Origin of the sequence: Streptomyces coeruleorubidus (assembly GCF_008705135.1) — a bacterium.
Lineage (GTDB): Bacteria > Actinomycetota > Actinomycetes > Streptomycetales > Streptomycetaceae > Streptomyces > Streptomyces coeruleofuscus.
Window position 1 is genome coordinate 6,358,204 of the sequence record NZ_CP023694.1, and the last position, 22,005, is coordinate 6,380,208.

General features: G+C 71.2%; 18 protein-coding genes. 8 read left to right on the forward strand and 10 right to left on the reverse strand.

Going from position 1 to position 22,005, the window contains the following annotated elements; all coding sequences use genetic code 11:
- Positions 1–90: 90 nt before the first annotated feature.
- The 4 genes from CP976_RS29550 to CP976_RS29565 all read left to right on the forward strand — a co-directional run bounded on the left by CP976_RS29550 (position 91) and on the right by CP976_RS29565 (position 5,567).
- Entirely contained in the window at positions 91–1,392 is a 1,302-nt protein-coding gene (locus CP976_RS29550) for an RNA-guided endonuclease InsQ/TnpB family protein (protein WP_229876562.1), read from the forward strand.
- Between the two features lie 91 nt (positions 1,393–1,483).
- Positions 1,484–2,332 carry a 3-hydroxyacyl-CoA dehydrogenase family protein gene (locus CP976_RS29555; RefSeq protein ID WP_150483059.1) on the forward strand — a complete coding sequence of 283 codons (849 nt, stop codon included), beginning with the start codon at positions 1,484–1,486 and terminating at the stop codon, positions 2,330–2,332.
- Positions 2,333–2,481: 149 nt separating this feature from the next.
- Positions 2,482–2,805, forward strand: coding sequence for an STAS domain-containing protein (locus CP976_RS29560; protein WP_003993003.1), 324 nt, complete (start codon positions 2,482–2,484; stop codon positions 2,803–2,805).
- Between the two features lie 269 nt (positions 2,806–3,074).
- Positions 3,075–5,567: an ATP-binding protein gene (locus CP976_RS29565; protein ID WP_150483060.1), complete on the forward strand. Its 2,493-nt coding sequence runs from the start codon at positions 3,075–3,077 to the stop codon at positions 5,565–5,567.
- A gap of 71 nt (positions 5,568–5,638) precedes the next feature.
- Here the strand turns inward: CP976_RS29565 and nucS are convergent, their stop codons facing one another.
- Positions 5,639–6,310, reverse strand: a complete 672-nt coding sequence (gene nucS, locus CP976_RS29570) for an endonuclease NucS (RefSeq protein ID WP_059417197.1) — start codon at positions 6,308–6,310, stop codon at positions 5,639–5,641.
- 256 nt (positions 6,311–6,566) lie between these two features.
- Between nucS and CP976_RS29575 the strand changes: the two genes are divergently transcribed.
- A complete protein-coding gene (locus tag CP976_RS29575) occupies positions 6,567–6,959 on the forward strand; it encodes an SCO5389 family protein (RefSeq protein WP_030246492.1) in 393 nt (130 codons plus the stop codon).
- 83 nt (positions 6,960–7,042) lie between these two features.
- On the opposite strand, the gene CP976_RS29580 is transcribed toward CP976_RS29575, so the two are convergent.
- Complete coding sequence (locus CP976_RS29580; RefSeq protein WP_150483062.1) at positions 7,043–8,071, reverse strand: LLM class flavin-dependent oxidoreductase; 1,029 nt, start codon at positions 8,069–8,071, stop codon at positions 7,043–7,045.
- A gap of 264 nt (positions 8,072–8,335) precedes the next feature.
- Here CP976_RS29580 and CP976_RS29585 point away from each other — a divergent pair, with 264 nt between their 5' ends.
- Entirely contained in the window at positions 8,336–8,668 is a 333-nt protein-coding gene (locus tag CP976_RS29585) for an ATP/GTP-binding protein (protein WP_150483063.1), read from the forward strand.
- Between the two features lie 18 nt (positions 8,669–8,686).
- Here the strand turns inward: CP976_RS29585 and CP976_RS29590 are convergent, their stop codons facing one another.
- The 7 genes from CP976_RS29590 to mce all read right to left on the reverse strand — a co-directional run bounded on the left by CP976_RS29590 (position 8,687) and on the right by mce (position 18,623).
- Positions 8,687–9,568 (reverse strand): ABC transporter permease subunit, encoded by an 882-nt coding sequence (locus CP976_RS29590; protein ID WP_150483064.1) that lies wholly within the window; start codon positions 9,566–9,568, stop codon positions 8,687–8,689.
- Complete coding sequence (locus tag CP976_RS29595) at positions 9,565–10,932, reverse strand: ABC transporter ATP-binding protein (protein ID WP_150483065.1); 1,368 nt, start codon at positions 10,930–10,932, stop codon at positions 9,565–9,567. Before CP976_RS29595 ends, CP976_RS29590 begins: the two co-directional genes overlap by 4 nt.
- Positions 10,933–11,064: 132 nt before the next feature.
- Positions 11,065–11,835, reverse strand: a complete 771-nt coding sequence (locus CP976_RS29600) for an ABC transporter permease (RefSeq protein ID WP_150483066.1) — start codon at positions 11,833–11,835, stop codon at positions 11,065–11,067.
- Between the two features lie 2 nt (positions 11,836–11,837).
- On the reverse strand, positions 11,838–12,797 hold the full coding sequence (locus tag CP976_RS29605; protein WP_167537446.1) for an ABC transporter ATP-binding protein: 960 nt from the start codon (positions 12,795–12,797) through the stop codon (positions 11,838–11,840).
- 86 nt (positions 12,798–12,883) lie between these two features.
- Entirely contained in the window at positions 12,884–13,819 is a 936-nt protein-coding gene (locus CP976_RS29610) for a coiled-coil domain-containing protein (protein ID WP_059417189.1), read from the reverse strand.
- A gap of 183 nt (positions 13,820–14,002) precedes the next feature.
- Entirely contained in the window at positions 14,003–17,950 is a 3,948-nt protein-coding gene (scy, locus tag CP976_RS29615) for a polarized growth protein Scy (protein WP_150483068.1), read from the reverse strand.
- Between the two features lie 232 nt (positions 17,951–18,182).
- Complete coding sequence (mce, locus tag CP976_RS29620; protein WP_059417187.1) at positions 18,183–18,623, reverse strand: methylmalonyl-CoA epimerase; 441 nt, start codon at positions 18,621–18,623, stop codon at positions 18,183–18,185.
- Between the two features lie 148 nt (positions 18,624–18,771).
- Here mce and CP976_RS29625 point away from each other — a divergent pair, with 148 nt between their 5' ends.
- A complete protein-coding gene (locus CP976_RS29625) occupies positions 18,772–19,971 on the forward strand; it encodes an acetyl-CoA C-acetyltransferase (RefSeq protein WP_190147054.1) in 1,200 nt (399 codons plus the stop codon).
- Positions 19,972–20,011: 40 nt separating this feature from the next.
- The gene (gene meaB / locus CP976_RS29630; protein WP_150483070.1) at positions 20,012–20,968 is read left to right on the forward strand and encodes a methylmalonyl Co-A mutase-associated GTPase MeaB; all 957 of its coding nucleotides are present in this window, start codon (positions 20,012–20,014) and stop codon (positions 20,966–20,968) included.
- Between the two features lie 318 nt (positions 20,969–21,286).
- On the opposite strand, the gene CP976_RS29635 is transcribed toward meaB, so the two are convergent.
- A complete protein-coding gene (locus CP976_RS29635) occupies positions 21,287–21,946 on the reverse strand; it encodes a PepSY domain-containing protein (protein ID WP_150483071.1) in 660 nt (219 codons plus the stop codon).
- Between the last annotated feature and the right edge of the window lie 59 nt (positions 21,947–22,005).

Sequence of the window (22,005 nt, forward strand, 5' to 3'; positions counted from 1 at the left end):
TACAAGCGCACCTGATTCGCACCCGTGTCCTGGAGGTCGGAGCATCGTTGGCGGAGGTGAGGTCATCGCGTCGCTCAGGAGGGGGGAAGCATGCTGGTCGGCAGGAGATACCGGCTCCAGTTCACGCCTGAGCAGAGAGAAGCGGCCGAGGAGTACGGCAGCATCTGTCGAGCGGTGTGGAACATCGGCCTCGAGCAACGGCGCGAGTACTGGCGTCGGGGCGCGTGGATCGACTATGTGCAGCAGGCCCGCGAGATGGCTGAGGCCAAGGTGGAGCATCCGTGGCTGAGGGCCGCGCCGTCCCACATTCTCCAGCAGACTCTTCGGGACCTGGACAGAGCATGCCGCACCCATGGCACGTTTGGTGTGCGGTGGCGGGCGAAGCAGCGGTGGCAGCCATCCTTCCGGTTTCCTGACCCGCGTCACCTGTCCGTCGAGTGGCTCGGGCGCAAGCGTGGCCGGGCGCGGCTGCCGAAGCTCGGCTGGGTGATCTTTCGCTGGTCTCGTCCGCTCGGCGGCAGGCTGAAGTCAGCCACCGTTTCACGTGACGGCAAACACTGGTACGTCAGCTTTCTGGTGGAGACCGGCACCGCCGGACCCGCAGTCTCATTGGAGCGCGGTCGAGTCGGTATTGACCGCGGAGTGGCGGTGCTGGCCGCGACCAGCGATGGCCGGTTCCTGGACAGGAGCTTCATCACCCCTGGCGAGGCCCAGCGATACCGGAGACTCCAGCAACAGCACGCCCGCACCCAGAAGGGATCGAACCGCCGAAAAGCGTGTCGAGCGAGGATGCGGGTCATGATGCGAAGGGTCCGCGACCGCCGCCGGGACTTCCACGCGCAGACGGCCCGCCACGTCGTAGACGGCAACGGCCTCGTCGTTCTCGAGGATCTCAACACAGCCGGCATGACCGCTACCGCCAGAGCGACCTCAGCCGAGCCGGGAACGCATGTCGGGCAGAAGGCAGGACTGAACCGCGCGATCCTCGACAAGGGCTGGCACTCCTTCGAACTGGCAGTCCGCAGCCGTGCCCGTCATACAGGCACCGCGGTACGCACTGTCAACCCGGCTTTCAGTTCAACAACCTGCCCTGCCTGTGGATATGTGCATCCGGACAACCGCGAGAGCCAAGCGAAGTTCGTCTGCACCTCCTGCGGTCACCGAGAGCACGCCGACACGGTCGGCGCGAAGAACGTACTGGCCCGCGGGCATACGGGTCACAGGGCGTGGAGACCTCGGCGCCAGCCGGTCTGTGAAGCGCCAACCAGCGCAAAACCGCAAGGAATTAGCGCTCCGACCGCTGAGGTCGGAATCCTCTCGGCTTCGGCCGATGGGAGGATCGCCAAGTCCGTCATGTGGGACGTGACACGAGTCTCACTCCATGAGACGTGAAACGCATTACTAAGTCAGGCGCACGCCGCCTCACGAACGCTAGTGTCCGCCGGAGAGGCAGATATAAACAGCGCGTCAGGGGAGTCGCACAGTGGCACGGAAGCTCGCCGTCATCGGAGCCGGCCTCATGGGATCCGGCATCGCCCAGGTCTCCGCACAGGCGGGCTGGGACGTGGTCCTGCGCGACGTCACCGACGAGGCGCTGAGGCGGGGCACCGACGGCATCAAGGCCTCGTACGACAAGTTCGTCGCCAAGGGCAAGCTGGAGGCGCACGACGCCGACGCCGCCCTCGCCCGCATCACCGCGACCACCGACCTGGACGCCGCGGCCGACGCGGACGTCGTCGTCGAGGCCGTGTTCGAGAAGCTCGAAGTCAAGCACGAGATCTTCCGCGCCCTCGACAAGCTCGTGAAGGACGAGGCCATCCTCGCCTCCAACACCTCCGCCATCCCGATCACCAAGATCGCGGCCGCGACGGAGCGCCCCGAGCGGGTCGTCGGCACGCACTTCTTCTCGCCGGTGCCGATGATGCAGCTGTGCGAACTGGTCCGCGGCTACAAGACCAGTGACGAAACCCTCGCCAAGGCCCGGGATTTCGCCGAGTCGGTCGGCAAGACCTGCATCGTCGTCAACCGCGACGTCGCCGGCTTCGTGACGACCCGTCTCATCTGCGCCCTGGTCGTCGAGGCCGCGAAGCTTCAGGAGTCGGGCGTGGCGAGCGCCGAGGACATCGACCTGGCCTGCAAGCTGGGCTTCGGTCACGCCATGGGCCCGCTGGCGACGGCGGACCTGACGGGCGTCGACATCCTGCTGCACGCCACGAGCAACATCTACACGGAGTCCCAGGACGAGAAGTTCGCGCCGCCCGAGTCGATGCGCCGGATGGTTGATGCCGGTGACATCGGACGCAAGAGCGGGCAGGGCTTCTACAAGCACTGAAACCGCACATGCCCCGGGGCCATCACACTCCGGGGTGAATTCGGTATCGGTTCGCTTACAAGAAGCAACCTCTGCCCCCCTCACGCAGTCAGAGGTTGCATCACCGGCATCAGAACGCGGAGCACGAGACGCACGCACGGGGAGCGCATATGCACATCAGGGGCGACCACGCCGAGCTGGTCGTCGGGGGCCGCCTCGACGTCCGCAGCGCGGCGGACGCCCGTACGGTCCTGCACTCGGCCGTCGACGACGGAGTCGGCGACCTGGTGCTGGACCTGTCCGAACTGGACTCCTGGGACGCCACCGGACTCGGTGTGATCATGGGGGCTCACCGGCGAGCCGGCCGCTGTGGCCGGCGCCTGGTCCTGCGCGGCGTGCCGCCGCAGATGCAGCGCCTGCTGGTGGCCACCCGCCTGCACCGGATCCTGGCGATCGAGGGGGGCATCGGGGTGGAGACATTGCCTCGCGTGTGACGGCCTGTGCGGGTGTGAACCGGGAGACCGGGGAGACCCGGACGGACGTTGTCGAATCGTGCGACGCGCACAATCCTCACGAGACCGTGACGTTCTCGGACGGCACGGTACCCCGGACTGTCGTAGATACTGTGCGAAGGTTTAGGGTTCGGCTGCCCGCTGCCTTGAAACCCTATCTGCGGGCCCGGACCAGAAGCGACAGCGCGGTGTGCAGCAAGGCCGGGAGGGGCTTTTCAGAGCACACACACGCTTTTGGGGGGCTTTGACCTATGGACCCGAACACCCGGGGACCCGAGGAGTACGGCCACGACGGCGACAAGCAGTCGCCGCGCCAGCGCCCGCCCAGGGAATCCCTCACACCCGACTTCAGCCAGCACGCGCCCGCGCTCGCCCGCACCGTGCAGCTGGTCTCCGGCGACTTCCTGCTGACCGTCAACCCCGTCGACGGCAGCGAGATAGAAGCCTGCCCGCCCGCCGAACGGCCCGCCCGGCCCGTGAAGCTCACGACGGCGGAGCGTGCCGAGGCCGAGCGCGCGGCCCGGCCCCCCGTCCCGCCCGGCCCCGCGCAGCCCAGCCTGCCGCTGCTGGCCCGCCAGGACGAACGCGAGCGACTGGTGCGCCTGCTCGCCCGAGGCCGCTCGGTCCGCCTCACCGGCCCCGCCGGCTGCGGCCGCACCCGCCTCCTCGACCTGGTCTCCGAGGACTGCTCCGACCTCGCCCCCGACGGCGTCGTCCGCCTGAGCGGCTTCAGCCGCACCTCCGGCGACCTGCTGTACGACCTCTTCCACGCGGTCTACAACGCCCCCCTGCACCGCCCGGACCGGGACGAACTTCTCACCTACGTCCGTGAGATCGGCGCGGTCGTCGTCATCGACGACCTCGAGTTCGGCGGCGCCGGGCTCGACGAGCTGCTGGAGGCGACCCCCGAGTGCGCCTTCCTGCTCGGTACCACCCCGGACGTACCGGCGCCCTCCGCCGACGCCGCCGTCGAGGAGGTCTTCCTCGGCGGCCTGGAGCGCGCTGCCGGGCTCGACCTGCTGGAACACGCCGTCGGCCGGTCCCTCACCGAGGAGGAGTCCAACTGGGCGGGCGACCTCTGGTTCGAGTCCGAGGGCCTGCCGCTGCGCTTCGTCCAGGCCGGTGCCCTGCTGCGGCAGCGCGACCGGCTGCGCGCCGGGACGAGCGCCGTCGACGAGTTCGGCGTCTTCGAGGACGAGCCCCCGGCCGACGCGTACGAGGCCGCCGACGGCGACGACGTACCGCTGCCCTCGCTCGGCGAGGCCGCCGCCCCCGCGCCGCTGCTCGCCTCCCGGCTGAGCGCCTCCGCGCGCGCCGCCCTGCGGTTCGCCGTCGCCCTCGGCGGCGAGGTGCCGCACCAGGCGCATCTGCCCGCCCTGGTCGGCGACACCCACGCGGACGCCGCGCTCGGCGAACTGGCCGCCTGCGGACTGGTCTCCCCGGTCGGTTCCCGCTACCGGCTCGCCGCCGGTGTCCTGACCCAGCTGGAGGCCGCCGGATACGCCGACGAGGCCGAGGCCGGCGCCCGCAGCGCCGCCCAGCACTACTCCTGGTGGGCCGGGCACCCCTCGGTCACCCCGGAGCGCGTGTGCGCCGAGGCCGACGCGCTCCTGGCCGCCCTGGCCGTGCTCGGGCCGCTCACCAGCCCGCCCGCCGAGGGCGAGGAGAGCCCGGCCGTACACCTGGCGCGTACCGCCGCACCCGCGTTCGCCGCCGGACTGCACTGGAGCGCCTGGGAACGCGTCCTGCGCACCGGCGCCGAGGCGGCCCGGCTCGCCGGGGACGTCGCCGAAGAGGCGTACTTCCACCACGAGCTCGGCATCCTCGCCCTGTGCGGCGGACAGCTCGACCGGGCCCGCGCCGAACTGGAGGCCTCCATCGGCCTGCGCGGCGCCCTCTCCGACAAGCGCGGCACCGTCGCCGGCCGCCGTGCCCTCGCCCTGGTCGCCGACCGCTCGGGCACTCCGATCGGACTCGGGCCGACCGCGGGGGAGGAGGTCCCCGACGCCCGGTACGAGGAGTCGGCGTCCCCGGCCGGCGGTGTTCCGGCGGCCTTCCCGACCCTCCAGCAGCCCCCCTCGCCGGCCCTGGTCACCCACCACAGCTCGCCCGCGCCCTCCCGCAAGGCCCGGGGCGGCCTCAAGGGACTGGCCCGGCGCAACCTCGTGGCCTCCGGCGCCGGTGCCCTGCTCGTCGCCGTGCTCGGCACGGTCGTGACGCTCGGCGCCACGTCCGACAACCAGCCGAACCCGCCGTCCGACCAGGTCGGCGTCAACCCCTCGGCCAGCCAGGGCGTCAACGACGGCAGCCTGGGCGCGGACCGGCCGGCGAACGACAGCGACGGTAAAGGTGACACGGGTGCGGCGACGAGCCGCCCGACCGACCCGGGCCCGGACGGCACGCCGGGCACCTCGGACGATCCGACGCCGACGGGCGATCCCAGCGGTTCCCCGGACCCCAGCGAGTCCGGGGCGACGTCGAAGCCGCCCACGACCTCGAAGCCGCCGGCCACGTCCAAGCCGCCGACGACGTCCAAGCCCCCCACGACGTCGAAGCCGCCGACGACGTCCAAGCCGCCGACCTCACAACCGCCCACGTCCCAGCCGCCGACCTCACAGCCGCCGACGTCCCAGCCGCCGACCTCCCAGCCGTCCACCTCGGACTCGGCCAGCGGCCCGGCGTCGAGCGCCCCCGCGAGCACTACCGCGAGCGCGCCGGAGAGCAGCCCGGACCCGGTGATCTGACAGGCCCACACACAGCAGGGCCGGGTCCGTTCCTCGGACCCGGCCCCTGCTCGTCGTGCACGTGCGGTGTGTCAGAACAGCCGCAGCTTGTCGTCCTCGATGCCCCGCAGCGCGTCGTAGTCGAGGACCTGGCAGCCGATGCCGCGGTCGGTCGCGAGGACACGGGCCTGGGGCTTGATCTCCTGCGCGGCGAAGATGCCACGGACCGGGGCCAGGTGGGGATCGCGGTTCAGCAGCTCCAGATAGCGCGTCAGCTGCTCCACGCCGTCGATCTCGCCGCGCCGCTTGATCTCCACCGCGACGGTCTTGCCGTCGGCGTCCCGGCACAGGATGTCGACCGGGCCGATGGCCGTCGGGTACTCGCGGCGGATCAGGGTGTAGCCGTCGCCGAGCGTCTCGATGCGGTCGGCGAGCAGCTCCTGGAGGTGCGCTTCCACGCCGTCCTTGATCAGGCCGGGATCGACGCCCAGTTCGTGCGAGGAGTCGTGGAGGACTTCCTCCATCGTGATGATGAGCTTCTCGCCCGCCTTGTTGATGACGGTCCAGACGCCCTCATCCTCGCCGGTGCCCTCCTTCAGAGTGCAGGGCGGCGACATCCAGTTCAGGGGCTTGTAGGCCCGGTCGTCGGCGTGGATCGAGACGCTGCCGTCCGCCTTCACCAGGATCAGGCGCGGGGCCGAGGGAAGGTGGGCGGTGAGCCGCCCGGCGTAGTCCACGGAGCAGCGGGCAATGACGAGACGCATGGTCGGCAACGCTACTCGACAGGCACCTGTCGACGCGATTCGCCCTGGAAAACACGTGTTCGGTATTGGCCGATTGTGTGCAGGGTGTGGTCATTGAGAGTGCCTCATCTGCGCATTCTCCTGGTGCCGTCACCGTCGGTTGCTTACGGTATGAACGGGAGGTCGCGATGTGTGTACGCAGCGTGTCCGGTATCGCGAACTCCCTTATCTGTCCGGCAACCCCTGCCCGCCGGGCGGGGGTGCGAGAGGAGAACTCATGTCGCTCGACGTCTCACCGGCCCTACTCGAACAGGCCGAGCGAGGCGAGGTCGACGAAGCGGAATTCGTCGACTGCGTCCGGACCTCCCTGCCCTACGCGTGGGAGATGATCAGCTCCCTGGTGGCCCAGCTGAAGGTGGACGGCGGTGCGTTCGCCGACAACCAGACGCCTCCGCCGGACGAGCAGGCACGCGGTCAGTTGCTGCGTGCGCTTGCGAGTGACGCGATACGCGGCGCGCTGCAACGGCACTTCGGTGTGCGGCTGGCCTTCCAGAACTGCCACCGGGTGGCGGTGTTCCCGCTTGACTCCTCGGTTGACGAGAAGCTGGGCCGCTTCACGTCGGTCCGCAGCCAGGTGCTCAACCAGTCGCCCGAGTTCCGGGACTGCTGACGCGGCGCCGCTTGCTTGCCGCTCCGTACGCGGGAGGTGCAGTTTTGTACCGGAGCGGCAAGCCCCAGGAGCCCACCGTGCTGTCAGACGAGTTGGGGGAGCACCTCGGCCCCCAGCCGCCGTACGTTCTCCTCCGTCGCCGCCAAGTCCCCGGAGCCCTCGACGAGCAGGGCGAAGCGGGAGATGCCGGTCCGCTCGCTCGTCGCCGCCAGCCGGTCGGCGCACAGCCGCGGGGTGCCCACCGGGTGCAGTCCGCAGAGCAGTTCGGTGTACGCCAGCGGGTCGCGCATCCGGCGCGTGCGCCCGTCGACCGTGACATGCGCCTCCAGGCCCTGCTTCAGCCAGCCCGGCATCGCCTTCATCAGCGTCTCCGCCGCGTCGGCCCGCCGGTCCGCGATCTGGCAGACGCCCGCCGACACATGGGACGCACCCAGGATCTCCTCGGGCGGCCGGCCACACGCCCGCGCGTGCTGCCGCCACAGGGCGACCATCTCGGCCTTCTCCTCGTCCCCGACATGCATCCCGAGCAGCATCGAAAGGCCGCGCTCGGCCGCCAGCCGCACACTCGCCGGCGAGGTGCAGGCCACGACGAGCTCGGGCCCCTCGACCTCGGTCAGGGCCTCCGACGGCCGGGGAACCACCGGGACTTCACGGAAGCGGAAGCGCTCCCCGTCGGCCGCCACGGACGCGTCGCGCAGCCAGCGCACCAGGACGTCCAGGGACTCCGGGAACCCCTTCTCGTACGCCTCCAGGCCCGCACCGAACACCTCCAGGTCGACCCACGGGCCGCCGCGACCGACACCGAGTGTGAAACGGCCGCCGCTCGTGTGGTGCAGCAGCGCCGCCTGTTCACCGAGGGCCACGGGGTGGGTGGTGGGCAGGACGCTCACCGCCGTACCGACCCGGATACGGCGGGTGCGGCCGAGCAGTAAAGCGGCCAGGGTGACGGCCGACGGGCACGTGCCGTACGGCACGAAGTGGTGCTCGGCCAGCCAGACCGTGTCGAGCCCGGCCTCCTCGGCGACCTCGGCCGAGCGGACCGCGCGGTGCAGCGCCTCTCCCTCTCCCTGACCGGGGAACTGGGCCGCCAACACGAAACTTCCAACGCGCATTGCTTTCCTGCTTCCTTGGCTCCGACACGGGAGCTCCCCCACAGGGCATAACCGTCTGACACGTGCCGAGGACACGGCCGGTCGGGGTACTTTGCGGATTGTCTGCAGAATGGGGCGTTCCACGCGGAGCCCGGGGAGAGACCCGGCGGGTGCGCGCCTTGCCCGGCGAGGGACTTGTGGCGATTGGATGGCGTACGTGTACCCCCGTCCGCGCCGCGTAGGCTGGGCACGCCACGTGTCCTGTATAGCCCCGAGAGGTGTCCCGTGTCCCCGCGTCGCAACCGACCCAAGGGCGCCGCTTCGTCCGGCCGGAGCGCCGAGGACGAGCGCCCCGGCCGTTACGGCGGCTGGCAGTCCTCGGAGAACTGGCAGGGCGAGAACTGGAGCGTGCGGCACGTGGCCGGCGCGAGCGCGCAGGGCAAGTCGTACCGCTGCCCCGGCTGCGACCAGTTGATCCCCGACGGGGTGCCGCACGTGGTGGCCTGGTCCGAGCACACGGGCGTCGACGACCGCCGGCACTGGCACAAGGCCTGCTGGAACGCGCGGGACCGCCGCACCCCGGGGGTGCGGCGGTCCCGTAACGCGCCGAGGTTCTAGGCCCCTCACGGCGTGCGGCTACACGTCCCGCTTCTCCAGCAGAGCGAAGGCGGCGGCGAACGCGACGGCCGTCGCGCCGAGGAGGATCCACAGCGGGTCCCAGCCGGACGGGCCGGACGAGCTGAGGGAGTTGGAGCCGGGGGTGGAGTAGAAGACGCTCAGCTGGCTCGGGATCGAGTACTCGAACAGCGCGTCGCGGACGCCCCGCAGCGACTCCGAGAACATGAACAGCGCGATCACCAGCGGGGCGAGCACGGCGCCGATCATGATGGTGATGGCGCCCGCCGAGTGCCGGATGATCGAGCCGATGGCGAGCGAGAGCAGGCCCAGCAGCGCGACGTACGCCGAGATGCCGACCGTGCCCCTCAGCCACTCCCCGCCGGACGGGTCCTTGGTGCCCTGCCCCTCCAGCATCGCCACGTGCAGGAAGGCGACGAGGGACGCGGACACCAGCGTCACCGCGAACGCGACCAGGAAGAACACGATGCCCTTGGCCGCCAGCACCCGGCCCCGGCTCGGACACGCGACCATCGTGGTGCGGACCATGCCCGTGCCGTACTCCGAGGCCGTGGTCAGCACGCCCAGCGTGATGATGCACATGCTGCCGAGCAGCAGCCCGAAGAAGCCCAGGCCGAGCGGGCTCTCGCCGGACAGGGCCGGGTCGGAGTTCGCCACCACGACGCCGGTCAGCGTGCCGATGCCGATGACGAGCAGGACGAACACGCCGAGCGTCCACATCGTGGAGCGCACCGACCTGATCTTCGTCCACTCGGAGGCGAGGGCATGCCCGAGGTGCGTCCGCACGACCGGGATCGGCGAGGTGTAGCCGGGGTACGAAGAACCGTGCGCCGCCTCCCAGGTGGGTGCGGCCGGCGGCATCTGGGGCTGGGGGCTGCTCATCGGGGGTCCTCGGGCTTGGTCAGGTCGGAGGTCGGGGCGGGCGCGGCCGCGGCGGGCGCCTGAGGGGCCGGCGCGGCGGGCGCCGCCGGGGGCTGGGATGCCTGGCCCGCAGGCGGCGCGGGCGGCTGCGGCACCTGCGGTGCGCCCTGCGCGGACGTCTGCGGCGGCCCGCCCGCCGGCTGGGCGTACGGGTTGGGCGTTCCCGCGCCGGAGGCGCCGGGGGTGATCGGAGCGGCTACGGGCGCTCCCGGGGCTCCCGGGGCTCCCGGTGCGCCGTACGGGCCCGCCGGCGCCTGGCCCGGCGCGCCCTGCGGCGGCATCGTGAACGGCTGCCCGCCCGGCTGGGGCGGCGGCGGGGCGTACCAGCCGGGCTGGCCCTGTCCGGGCACCGGCATCGGGGGCTGTGCCCCGGGCGGCAGCTGCTGCTGGAGCCCTTCCTTCTGGTCGATGGTCGAGCGGTAGTCGACGGCGCCCTGCGTCATCCGCATGTACGCCTCCTCCAGCGAGGCCTGGTGCGGCGACAGCTCCCACAGCCGGACGTCGTGGTCGTGCGCGATGTCGCTGATGCGGGGGAGCGGCAGCCCGGTCACGCGCAGCGCGCCGTCCTGCTCGGGCAGCACGTGCCCGCCCGACTCGGTGAGCGCGGCCGACAGCTTCTCGCGCTGCTGCGGCTCGGTGTCGGGCGTGCGCACGCGCGCGAAGTCCGCGGAGTTCGCGGAGATGAAGTCCGTGACGCTCATGTCGGCGAGCAGCTGCCCGCGCCCGATGACGATGAGGTGGTCGGCGGTGAGCGCCATCTCGCTCATCAGGTGGGAGGAGACGAAGACGGTACGGCCCTCCGCCGCGAGTGCCTTCATCAGGTTGCGCACCCAGAGGATGCCCTCGGGGTCGAGGCCGTTGACCGGCTCGTCGAACAGCAGGACCTGCGGGTCGCCGAGCAGCGCGGCGGCGATGCCGAGCCGCTGACCCATGCCGAGGGAGAAGCCCTTGGACCGCTTCTTGGCCACGTCCTGGAGGCCGACGACCCCGAGCACCTCGTCCACCCGTTTGGCCGGGATGCCGGACAGCTGGGCCAGGCTCAGCAGGTGGTTGCGGGCGGCCCGGCCGCCGTGCACGGCCTTGGCGTCCAGGAGGGCACCGACCTGACGGGGGGCGTTGGGCAGCTTGCGGTACGGGTGACCGCCGATCGTCACATGCCCGGCCGTCGGGTTGTCCAGGCCGAGGATCATCCGCATCGTCGTCGACTTGCCCGAGCCGTTCGGTCCGAGGAAGCCGGTGACGGTCCCCGGCCGCACCTGGAAGGAAAGGTTGTACACAGCGGTCTTGTCGCCGTAGCGCTTGGTCAGGCCGACTGCTTCGATCATGCTCCGCACCCATCGCAAGGTTCAGGACAGCGGGGCACACGCCCCCGTAAGGGTTAGGAGGATATCGAGGCGCTGACGGTTCCGCCCAAATGAAAGTAAAGGGTGGAGCGCGACGCGCCCCGGCGGCCTCCCCTAGGCGTCGCGCTTCTTCAGCAGCACGTACCCGCCGACCAGCGCCGCGAGCACCCACAACCCCATGATCCCGAGGCCGCCCCACGGACCGTACGGTGTGTCGTCGCCGATGGGCGTGACCACCTGCATGATCTTGCTGCCGGCCTGGTCGGGCAGAAACCGGCCGACCTTCTTCGTCGCGTCGACATTGCCCAGGATGTTGGAGATCAGGAAGAAGAACGGCATCAGGATGCCCAGCGACAGCATCGGCGAACGCAGCATCGCGGCGACGCCCATGGAGAACATCGCGATCAGCGCCATGTAGAGGCCGCCGCCGAACACCGCCCGCAGCACCCCCGGGTCGCCGATCTCCGCCCGGTGCTCACCCAGCATCGCCTGCCCCAGGAAGAACGCGGCGAAGGTGGTGACGAGGCCGACCAGGAGGGCGAGCACACTGGCGACCGCGATCTTGCTGAACAGGAAGGAGCCGCGCTGCGGCACGGCGGCCAGCGAGGTGCGGATCATGCCGGTGCTGTACTCGTTCGACACCACCAGCACACCGAACACGATCATCGCGAGCTGCCCGAGGCTCATCCCCGCGAAGCTGATGAACGTCGGATCGAACTCCGCCCGCTGCTGCGCGCCCATGGAGTCGAACTCGTTCTTGGACAGGGCCGAGATCAGCATGCCGAGGGCGACCGTCACGACCACCACCAGCGACAGGGTCCACACCGTGGACGCCACCGACCGGATCTTCGTCCACTCCGACCGTACGACCTGCGTCGTCGCCATGCTCAGCCCCTCTTCCAGCCGTCGCCCCATTGCTGCCCCGGTGGCTCGGGGCTCGGCTCGCTGTGTGCGTGGTACTCCACCGATCCCGCGGTCAGCTGCATGAACGCCTCCTCCAGCGACGCCTGTTGCGGGCTCAGCTCGTGCAGCGTGATCCCGTGCTGCGCCGCCAGCTCGCCGACGTGCTCGGCCTTGCCGCCGTCCACCTCCAGCACCCCTTCACCGCTCTCGACGGCCACGATCCCCGCCTGGTGCAGCACGTCGAGGAGCCGCTCCCGCTGCGGGCTGCGGACCCGGACGTACGAGCGTGAGTTGCGCGCGATGAAGTCGGCCATGGAGGTGTCCGCGAGCAGCCGCCCCTGCCCGATGACGACGAGGTGGTCGGCCGTCAGCGCCATCTCGCTCATCAGGTGGGAGGAGACGAACACGGTGCGGCCCTGTGCCGCCAGGGACTTCATCAGGGTGCGGATCCAGTGGATGCCCTCGGGGTCGAGGCCGTTGACCGGCTCGTCGAACATCAGGATCCGGGGATCGCCGAGCAGCGCGGCCGCGATGCCGAGCCGCTGCCCCATGCCCATCGAGAAGCCCTTGGTCTTCTTCTTCGCGACCGCCGTCAGCCCGACCGTGTCCAGCACCTCACGCACCCGGCCGCGCGGAATGCCGTTGCTCTGCGCGAGGCACAGCAGATGGTTGTAGGCGGTGCGCCCGCCGTGCCAGGCCTTGGCCTCCAGCAGGGCGCCGATGTACGTCAGCGGATCCTTGAGCTGCTGGTAGTGCTTGCCGTCGATGCGGACGTCGCCCGCGGTCGGGTGGTCGAGACCCAGGATCATCCGCATGGTCGTGGACTTGCCCGCGCCGTTCGGCCCGAGGAAGCCGGTGACGATGCCCGGTCTGACGGTGAAGGACAGGTTGTTGACCGCCACCTTCTCGCCGTACCGCTTGGTCAGCCCCTCCAGCTCAATCATGCCCGCCACGCTAGAACGGGACAAAGCCCTCTGCCACCCGAGCGGCAGAGGGCTTTGCGGAGATTCAGACTCCGTATGCCGGGTCGTTACCGGGACTGCTGGGCCGGGACCCCGCGGGAGATCGGCTCGTCCTCGGCCGGCGTGCCGGCGGCGGCCACCGCGGCGCCCGTGAGCGTGGCGAGCATCTCGCGGACGTTCGTCAGCTGGGCGTTGATGCTGTCGCGGCGGTTGGTGAGGGCCGCGAGCTCGCGCTCGGATTCCGAACGGATGCGGTCGGCCTTGGCGTTGGCGTCCGCCACGATGTCCTCGGCCTGACGCTGGGCCGTCTCCACCGTCTGGCGGGCGCGGCGCTCGGCGTCCGTGCGCAGCTTCTCCGCCTCCAGGCGGAGCTGCTCGGCGCGGTGCTCGATCTCGGCCAGACGCTTCTCGGCCTTGGCCTGACGGGACGCCAGGTCGCGCTCGGACTGCTCGCGGCGCTTGGCGAGGTTCGTCTCGAAGTCGGCGGCGGCCTGCGCGGCCTTGGCGCGGGTCTCCTCGAAGAGGGCGTCCGCCTCCTCGCGCTTGGACTGCGCGTCCTTCTGCGCCTCGGAGCGCAGCTGGGCGGCGTCACTCTTGGCCTTCTCGACGATCCGCAGGCCCTCGTCCTCGGCCTTCGCCTTGCGCTCCGCCGAGTACGACTCGGCGTCGTTGCGCACCTGCTGGGCGGCCGACTCGGCGAGTTCGCGGTGCTGCTCGGCCGCGCGCCGGGCCTCCTCGCGCAGGTCCTTCGCCTCTTCCTCGGCGAGGCGGAGGATCTTCTCGACACGCGCGCCGAGACCCGCGTACGACGGCTCGGCGTCGCTGATCTGGGCCTGGGCGTTCTGCGTCTCGAGGTGGAGCTCCTCGATGCGCTTTTCCAGAGCGGTGATGCGGGCGAGAGCGCTGTCACGGTCGGAGACGAGCTTGGAGATACGTTCGTCCACCTGAGCGCGGTCGTATCCACGCCGCACAAGCTCGAAGCCGTAGGGGGAAGTGTCGCTCATGGGGTTCCTGTCGAATGAGACCGGTGAGGTGATAGGTGGAATCCTAGGGGCCGAAACGGTGTGTCATCGAGCGGATGCGCGTTTGGTCTGCAAAATGAGACCCCTTTTGAGTGGCTAACCGCAGGACTGCTTGCCAAAGACTTGGCCAAAGGCTCCAGCACACACCGGTTTCGCCCCGGTTCGCTAGCTATCCGAAGACTTGCCACCCGAACGGGGTGCACCGACTGTTGCGCCTGCCTTGACTCCGTTGTCCTTGGCCGGGGACGGGGCCTCGAAGGATTCCAACGCCTCCAGGACGTCCTGGACACGGGAGATCTCGGCGTTGATGTCCTCGCGGCGGCGGACCAGGACCTCCAGCTCGCGCTTGCCCTCCTCGACCGTGCGCTTGGCCTCGCGGATCGCCTCGGCCTTGAGCTCCTCGGCCTCCCGGACCAGCGTGGACTTCTTCTGCTCGGCCTCCTTGAGCAGCCCCTCCGCCTTCTTCACCGCGGCGATACGCACCTTGCCCGCCTCGGAGTTGGCCTCCGAGACGATCTCCTTGGCCTGCGACTGCGCCTTCGCGAGCTGCTCCTCCGCGGCCTTGACGAGCGCGTCGCAACGGTCGCCCGCCGACTTCATCGCCTCCGCCGACTCCCGGCGGGCCCGCTCGTGCAGCTCCTCGATCTCCGCCGTGATGCGGTCGCGCAGCTCCTCGGCCCGCTCCCTGATCTGCGTGGCGTCCCGGCGCGCGCCGACCAGCAGCTCGTCCGCGTCCGTACGGGCCTTCTCCACCAGCGAGTTGCCCTCGACCGTCGCCTCGGACACGAGCCGGTCGGCCTCCGTGCGGGCCGCGCCGACCATCGTGTCGGCCTGCGACTCGGCCTCCGCGGTGGTCTTGTGCGCCTGCTGCTGCGCCTCGGTGAGCAGCTTGTCGGCCTCCGCCGTGGTCTCCGTGATGAGCTTGTCGACCTGCTCGGCCGCCTCGGAACGCCGCTTGTTGGCGTCCTTGCGGGCCTCGTCCAGCGTGCGGTCCGCCTCCTCGCGCGCGGAGTTGACGAGCCGCTCCGCCTCCGCCTCGGCGTCCGCCTTGACGCGCTGGGCCTCGCTGCGGACCCGCTCGGCGTGCTGCTGCGCCGAGCCGACCGTCTCGGCGGCCTCGGCCCGCAGCCGCTCCGCCTCGGCGGTGGCCTCCCCGACGAGCTGGTCGGCCTTGGCGACCGACTCGGCCCGCACCCGCTCGGCCTCCGTGGCCGCCTCGGAACGGAGGCGCTCGGCCTCGGAGACGGCTTCCGTACGGACCCGCTCGGCCTCGGCGACCGTCTCCATGCGCAGCCGGTCGGTCTCCTGGACCGTCTCGGTCGTGAGCCGCTCCGCCTCGTTGCGCGCCTCGGTGATGAGGGTGTCCGCCTGCGTCGCCGCGTCCGAGCGGATGCGGTTGGCGTCCTCGCGGGCGTCCGCCCGGGTACGCGAGGCGCTCTGCTCGGCCTCCGCGATGGCGTCCGACGCTTCCGTGCGCACCCGCTGGGCGTGCTCGGCGACGTCCGCGCGGATCCGCTCCGCCTCCGCGATCGCCTCGGACATCGTCCGTTCGGCGAGCGCCTTGGCGGCCTCGGACTCCTCGTGCGCCTCGCGCCGCAGCCGGCCGGCGTCCTCGCTCGCCCGCTCCCGCTCGGCGTAGGCGTCGGAACGGACCCGGTCCGCCTCCTCCTGCGCCTCCCGCCGCGTACGGTCCGCCACGTGCTCGGCGGCGCTGCGCAGCCCGGCGATCTCGTCCTGCGCCTGCTCGTGCAGCCCCGCGACGGATTCCCGGACCTGCTGCGCGTGCTGCTCGGCCGCCGACACCATCTCCGTGGCGCGCCGGTCGGCCTCCTCGACCAGCCGTACGGCCTCGGTCTGCGCCTCCTCCACGCGCTTGCGCGCGGAAGCCAGCAGTTCCTCGCTCTGCTCGCGGGCCCGCTCGCGCTCCTGGTCGGCCTCCTGCCGGGCGGAGCCGAGGACTTCCTCGGCCTCGCGGCGGCGACGGTTGGCCTCCTCCTGGGCGGCGGCCAGCGTCTCGGACGCCTCCACGGCCAGCCGCTCGGCGGCGGCCTGCGCCTCCGCGCGCACCCGGTCGGCGCTCTCCTGCGCCTCCGACTTCAGCCGCTCGGCCTCGCTCGCGGCCTCCGAGCGCAGACGTACGGCGACGGCCTCGCCCTCGGCACGCGCGGCCGACGCGTCGGACGCGGCCTCGTCGCGCAGCCGTTCGGCCTCGGCCTCGGCCTGCTGCTGGAGCGTACGGATCCGCTCGGCGGCCTCGGCGCGCAGCCGCTCGTTCTCCTCGGCGGCCTCGCGGCGGATCCGCGCGGCCTCCTCCCGGGCGTCGGACAGCGCCTGCTCGGCGGCGGTGAGCCGCTCCTCCGCCTCCGTCTGGAGCCGCGTCAGCTCCTGGGCGGCCTCGGCGCGGCGGGCCTCTATGGCCCGCTCGGTCTCCTCGTGCAGCTCCCGCACCGCACGCTCGGCGTCCGCCTTGAGGGCCTCGGCCTGCTCGACGACCTCCTCGCGGTGCCGCTCGGCCTCCTGCCGGGTGCGCTGAAGGGTCTCCTCGGCCTGCCGGCGCAGGGTCGTCGCCCGCTCGATGGCCTCCGTACGGACCTTCTCGCTGTCCGTCTGGGCCGTCGTACGCAGCTCGTCCGCGTCCGCCTTCGCCTTGGCGAGCAGCTCCTCGGCGGACCTCGCCGCCTCCTCGATCTGCGCCACGGCCTCCCTGCGGGCCTCGGCGCGGATCTTCTCGCCCTCCTCGACCGCGTCGGCCCGGAGCTGCTCGGCCTCGCCGCGCAGCCGGCGGGCCTCCTCCTGGAGCTCGACCGTCTTGGCGCGGTACTCCTTGGTGTCGTCCTTCGCCGCGCCCTTGAGCTCCTCGGCGATGTCATGCGCCTCGGCGCGCAGCCGGTCCGCCTCGGCCTCGGCCTCCCTGCGGATCCGCTCGGCCTCCTCGGCCGCGGCCTTGGTGGTCTTCTTGGCGTCCTCCGACGCCTTGTTGAGCACGTCCTCGGCGGTCTTGGCCGCCTTGGAGAGCTGGGTCGCCGTCTCCTCGGCCGTGAGCGTGCGGGCCTTCTCGGAGGCCTCCGCGACGATCTTCTCCGCCTCGGCGCGGGCGTCCGCGACGAGCTGCTCGGCCTCGGACTTGGTGTTCTCGGCCTCCTTGGTGGCCTCCTCGACCAGCCGGGCGACCTGCTCCTTGGCGGTGCGCGTACGCGTCTCGTTCGCGGACTCCGCGCTCGCCAGGGCCTTGGCGGCGGCCTCCTTGGCCTCGGCGACCAGCTTCTCCGACTCGGACTGCGCCTTGCGCAGCGCCTCCTCGGCCTCGGCCATCCGCTGCTCGGCGGCCTTGCTCAGCTCCAGGGCCTCGCGGCGCGCCGACTCCGACTCCGTGGCCGTGGACGTCCGCAGCTGCTCGGCGTGGTCGGTGGCCTCCTGGGCCTGCGTCGAGGCGGCGTTGAGCAGCCGCTCGGCGTCCGTGCGGGCCCGCCGCAGGATCTGCTCGGCCTCGGAACGGGCCTCCTCGGCGGCGCTGGTGAGCCGCTGCCGGGCCTCGGTCGTCAGCCGCTCGGCCTCCGCGCGGGCGGTGGCCAGGGCCTGCTCTGCCTCGGCGCGGGACTCGTCCAGCAGCCGGCGGGCCTGCTGCTCGGTGCGGGCCCGCAGCTGCTCCGCCCACGCCACGTTGTCGTTGACGTGCGACTCGACCGTCTGGCGGCGCTCGGCCAGCTCCTGGTCCAGCTGCTGGCGCCGGGTCACCGCCTCCTGGTGCAGCTCCGCCTGGAGCCGGGCCGCCTGCTCGGCGTGCTCCTGGAGGATCCGCTGGGTCTGCGCCCGGGCCTCGCTCAGCTCCCGGTCGGCGTCCGCACGGATCTGGTCGGCCTGCATCTGCGCGTTGCGCAGCAACTGCTCGGCCTGCCAGCCGATGTCGCCGCCGTCGAAGGAGGGCCGGGACATGATGGTGCGCCGCGCCTCGTGCAGCTTGGCGCGCAGCACCTCGACCTGGTAGCCGAGGTCCTCGGCGTGCTGGATCGCCTTTTCCCGCTCGGTCTTCAGCCGCTTCATCTCGGCTTCGAACCGAGAGAGGTGGTCGACGTCAGCCGCCGGCTCTCGCTCCTGGCTCTCGTAGCCCCGCACTGCGCGGTCCCATCCGTCCCCTGGTCGCAACTCTCTCCAAACGAGCTCCGTCCATCCGCCGAACGGGGCCCCCGGGGAATGGTGTCAGATCATCGGCGGAGCAGAGGCTGCTGCCCCGACGCTCGTCCCCCGAAACCCGGACCCCGGTGGTCCTGCCGTCGCACGGCGGGACCGCGGTCACCCTGGCTGAGCGGCGACCGCCCCCAACCCTACCGGCCCCTATGTACGAGGGTCAGTGCTCAGGTGACTCAACGGCCGCCGAAGTGACCAGTTCTGTCAGTACGCCATGGCAGTCCTTGGGGTGCAGGAAGGTGATCCGTGACCCCATGGAGCCGCGTCGCGGCTCTTCGTAGAGCACGCGTACGCCCTTGTCCTTGATGTCCGCGGCCTCGGCGTCCACGTCCGCCGTGCCGAAAGCGATGTGGTGGACGCCCTCCCCGTTCTTCGCCAGCCACTTCGCGACGGTGGAGTCCTCCCGGGTCGGCTCCAGGAGCTGGAGGTACGAGGCGCCGCCGTCGGACGTATCGTTGATCTTGAGCATGGCCTCGCGTACGCCCTGCTCCTCGTTGACCTCGGAGTGGAACACCTCGAAGCCGTAGGTGGCACGGTAGAACTCGACGGTCTTGTCGAGGTCGAAACAGGCGATTCCGATGTGGTCGATTCGCGTCAGCATGGATTCAGTGCAGCGCTCCGGAGGTGGTTACGCAACGTGCGCGCGATCACACCGACAGCCCGATGACGGGGTGGCGTACCGGTCAGTACATTCGAAGTAAACCCTCGTTCACTCCTCGGCTGTGCAGCCGGTAAGGGGATCGCAGCTCATGTCTTCTGCTACGACCAGCTCGGTGATCGTCTCGGGGGCGCGTACGCCCATGGGGCGGTTGCTCGGTTCGCTGAAGTCCTTCTCCGGAGCCGACCTCGGCGGCTTCGCGATCAAGGCCGCCCTCGACCGTGCGGGGATCGGTGGCGACCAGGTGCAGTACGTGATCATGGGTCAGGTGCTCCAGGCCGGGGCGGGGCAGATCCCGGCGCGCCAGGCCGCCGTCAAGGCGGGTATCCCCATGAACGTGCCGGCGCTGACCATCAACAAGGTGTGTCTGTCGGGCCTCGACGCCATCGCGCTCGCCGACCAGCTCATCCGAGCGGGTGAGTTCGACGTGATCGTCGCCGGCGGCCAGGAGTCCATGACCAACGCCCCGCACCTGCTGCCGAAGTCCCGCGAGGGCTTCAAGTACGGCGCCGTCGAGATGCTCGACGCCATGGCCCACGACGGGCTGACCGACTCCTTCGACGGCGTCGCCATGGGCGAGTCGACGGAGAAGCACAACACGCGCCTCGGCATCGGCCGTGCCGAGCAGGACGAGATCGCCGCGCTGTCGCACCAGCGGGCCGCCGCCGCGCAGAAGAACGGCCTGTTCGAGGCCGAGATCACGCCGGTGGAGATCCCGCAGCGCAAGGGCGACCCGGTGCTGTTCAGCAAGGACGAGGGGATCCGGGGCGACACCACCGCGGAGTCCCTCGGGAAGCTGCGCCCCGCCTTCGCCAAGGACGGCACGATCACGGCCGGTTCGGCGTCGCAGATCTCCGACGGCGCCGCCGCCGTAGTGGTGATGAGCAAGGCCAAGGCGCAGGAGCTGGGCCTGGAGTGGATCGCCGAGATCGGGGCGCACGGGAACGTGGCCGGGCCGGACAACTCGCTCCAGTCCCAGCCGTCCAACGCGATCCTGCACGCGCTCAAGAAGGAGGGTCTTGAGGTTTCGGACCTCGACCTCGTCGAGATCAACGAGGCGTTCGCGGCGGTCGCCGTGCAGTCGATGAAGGACCTCGGGGTGTCCACCGAAAAGGTGAATGTCAACGGCGGTGCCATTGCCCTGGGTCACCCGATCGGGATGTCCGGTGCGCGGCTCGTGCTGCACCTCGCGCTGGAGCTGAAGCGGCGCGGCGGTGGCGTGGGCGCGGCCGCGCTGTGCGGTGGCGGTGGTCAGGGCGACGCGCTGATCGTGCGGGTGCCGAAGGCCTGAGCACCGGTTTTCGGATCTCCCTCATCTGAACGGAGCTGTGATGCAGGACGTCTCCACGCTGGTCGCCCAGGCCAGGGAGGGCCGGCCGCGGGCCGTGGCCCGGCTGATCTCCCTGGTGGAGGGGGCGTCCCCGCAGCTCAGGGAGGTCATGGCGGCGCTGGCGCCGTTGGCGGGCAACGCGTACGTGGTCGGGCTGACGGGGTCGCCCGGGGTCGGCAAGTCCACGTCGACGTCGGCGCTGGTGACCGCGTACCGCAAGCAGGACAAGCGGGTCGGCGTGCTGGCCGTCGACCCGTCGTCCCCGTTCTCCGGCGGTGCGCTGCTCGGGGACCGGGTGCGGATGTCGGAGCACGCGTCGGACCCGGGCGTGTACATCCGTTCCATGGCGACGCGCGGGCATCTGGGCGGCCTCGCGTGGGCCGCGCCGCAGGCCATCCGGGTGCTGGACGCGGCGGGGTGTGACGTGATCATCGTCGAGACGGTGGGTGTGGGGCAGTCCGAGGTGGAGATCGCCTCCCAGGCGGACACGTCCGTCGTGCTGCTCGCGCCGGGGATGGGCGACGGGATCCAGGCGGCCAAGGCCGGGATCCTGGAGATCGGTGACGTGTACGTCGTGAACAAGGCCGACCGGGACGGGGCGGACGCGACGGCTCGCGAGCTGAACCACATGCTGGGGCTGGGGGAGGCCCGGGGCCCCGGGGACTGGCGCCCGCCCATCGTGAAGACGGTCGCCGCGCGCGGGGAAGGCATGGACGAGGTCGTCGAGGCCCTGGAGAAGCACCGGGCCTGGATGGAGGAGCGGGGCGTGCTCGCGGAGCGGCGCATGGCCCGTGCGGCGCGGGAGGTCGAGACGATCGCGGTGACGGCGCTGCGGGAGCGGATCGGGGACCTGCACGGCGACCGGCGCCTGGGCGCGCTCGCGGAGCGGATCGTGTCCGGGGGGCTGGATCCGTATCGGGCGGCTGATGAGCTGGTTGCCGGGTTGACGGAGAGCTAATCGTCGGTGGGCGGGGTGCCTGCGGCGGCCTGGGGCTGCTTCGGTGGGGTGCGCGTAGCGCCTGGGGCGGACACCCCCGACACGTCCCCTTCCGTGCGTTCGCGGGTGCGGGCGCGTCGTGGCCGCCCCAGTTGCGGGCAATCGTGCCTCCCCCAGTGCCTTAAGGGCCTGGGAGGTGCCCCCAGGCGGCACGGGTGGGCGCAGCGGCACCCCGTTCCGCCGGGTTGCGGACCCACCCGGCCTCAGCACCAGCGCCGAGCACCTCGACGCCCCGGCGTCTGTTGCGACACCGGGGCGGCAGGAAGCGGCTTGACCTGATCAGTCCTGGTCGTCGGAGTCGTCGACCTGGTCGTCCGAGTGGTCCGCCGTGACCTTGCCCGTGCCGAGGTCGATCTTCCAGTCCTGCTCGGCGCCGCCGGACTTGTGCGTCTCGGCCTCCCAGGACTTGTTCTTGCCGTCCTCGTCCAGGTCCACGGACGTCACCGTGCCCTTGCCGGCGGCGGCCTTCGCGGCCTCCTCGGCCGTCACGGAAGAGCCCTTCAGCGCCGCCCGCACCTGCGCCGTGTCGTCCTCGTCGTCGGCGTGCGAGCCGAGCACCTTGCCGTTCGACGGGTCGACGCTCACGCTGTGCCAGCTGTTGTCGCCGGACAGGACGTCGACCTTCCAGATCACCTTGCCGCTGTCGTCCTCGTCGTCCAGCTCGGCGGACACGGCCGTGCCGGACGTGTGCTTCAGCGCGGAGGCGATGGCCTCGGACGCCGTCACGTCGGCGGAAGCGGCCCGCGCGGCGTCGTCGTCGCGGTCGTCCTGCGCGTCCGCGCCGTCCTGGTCGTCGCGGCCGTCGTCGTCCGACAGCCGGGTGTTCGCCGCCTGCCGCGCCGAGCCCTGGTCGTCTCCCGTGGTCGCGAGAGCCGTGGCCGTACCGCCTCCGATCAGAGCGGCAGCGGTCACAGCGGCGATCACGATGTTGCGCTTCATGCGGATTCCTCCCGAGTCGTTTCGTTTTCGACGTGTTCCAATCTGGCTGACCGACGCTG

Bases quoted from the DNA above. Each gene is read 5' to 3' on its own strand.
- CP976_RS29635 (WP_150483071.1), bottom strand. From the start codon at position 21,946: ATGAAGCGCAACATCGTGATCGCCGCTGTGACCGCTGCCGCTCTGATC.
- CP976_RS29605 (WP_167537446.1), bottom strand. From the start codon at position 12,797: ATGATTGAGCTGGAGGGGCTGACCAAGCGGTACGGCGAGAAGGTGGCG.
- CP976_RS29560 (WP_003993003.1), top strand. From the start codon at position 2,482: ATGCACATCAGGGGCGACCACGCCGAGCTGGTCGTCGGGGGCCGCCTC.
- CP976_RS29550 (WP_229876562.1), top strand. From the start codon at position 91: ATGCTGGTCGGCAGGAGATACCGGCTCCAGTTCACGCCTGAGCAGAGA.
- CP976_RS29580 (WP_150483062.1), bottom strand. From the start codon at position 8,071: ATGCGCGTTGGAAGTTTCGTGTTGGCGGCCCAGTTCCCCGGTCAGGGA.
- mce (WP_059417187.1), bottom strand. From the start codon at position 18,623: ATGCTGACGCGAATCGACCACATCGGAATCGCCTGTTTCGACCTCGAC.
- CP976_RS29590 (WP_150483064.1), bottom strand. From the start codon at position 9,568: ATGAGCAGCCCCCAGCCCCAGATGCCGCCGGCCGCACCCACCTGGGAG.
- CP976_RS29625 (WP_190147054.1), top strand. From the start codon at position 18,772: ATGTCTTCTGCTACGACCAGCTCGGTGATCGTCTCGGGGGCGCGTACG.
- CP976_RS29575 (WP_030246492.1), top strand. From the start codon at position 6,567: ATGTCGCTCGACGTCTCACCGGCCCTACTCGAACAGGCCGAGCGAGGC.
- CP976_RS29565 (WP_150483060.1), top strand. From the start codon at position 3,075: ATGGACCCGAACACCCGGGGACCCGAGGAGTACGGCCACGACGGCGAC.
- CP976_RS29610 (WP_059417189.1), bottom strand. From the start codon at position 13,819: ATGAGCGACACTTCCCCCTACGGCTTCGAGCTTGTGCGGCGTGGATAC.
- meaB (WP_150483070.1), top strand. From the start codon at position 20,012: ATGCAGGACGTCTCCACGCTGGTCGCCCAGGCCAGGGAGGGCCGGCCG.
- nucS (WP_059417197.1), bottom strand. From the start codon at position 6,310: ATGCGTCTCGTCATTGCCCGCTGCTCCGTGGACTACGCCGGGCGGCTC.
- CP976_RS29600 (WP_150483066.1), bottom strand. From the start codon at position 11,835: ATGGCGACGACGCAGGTCGTACGGTCGGAGTGGACGAAGATCCGGTCG.
- CP976_RS29595 (WP_150483065.1), bottom strand. From the start codon at position 10,932: ATGATCGAAGCAGTCGGCCTGACCAAGCGCTACGGCGACAAGACCGCT.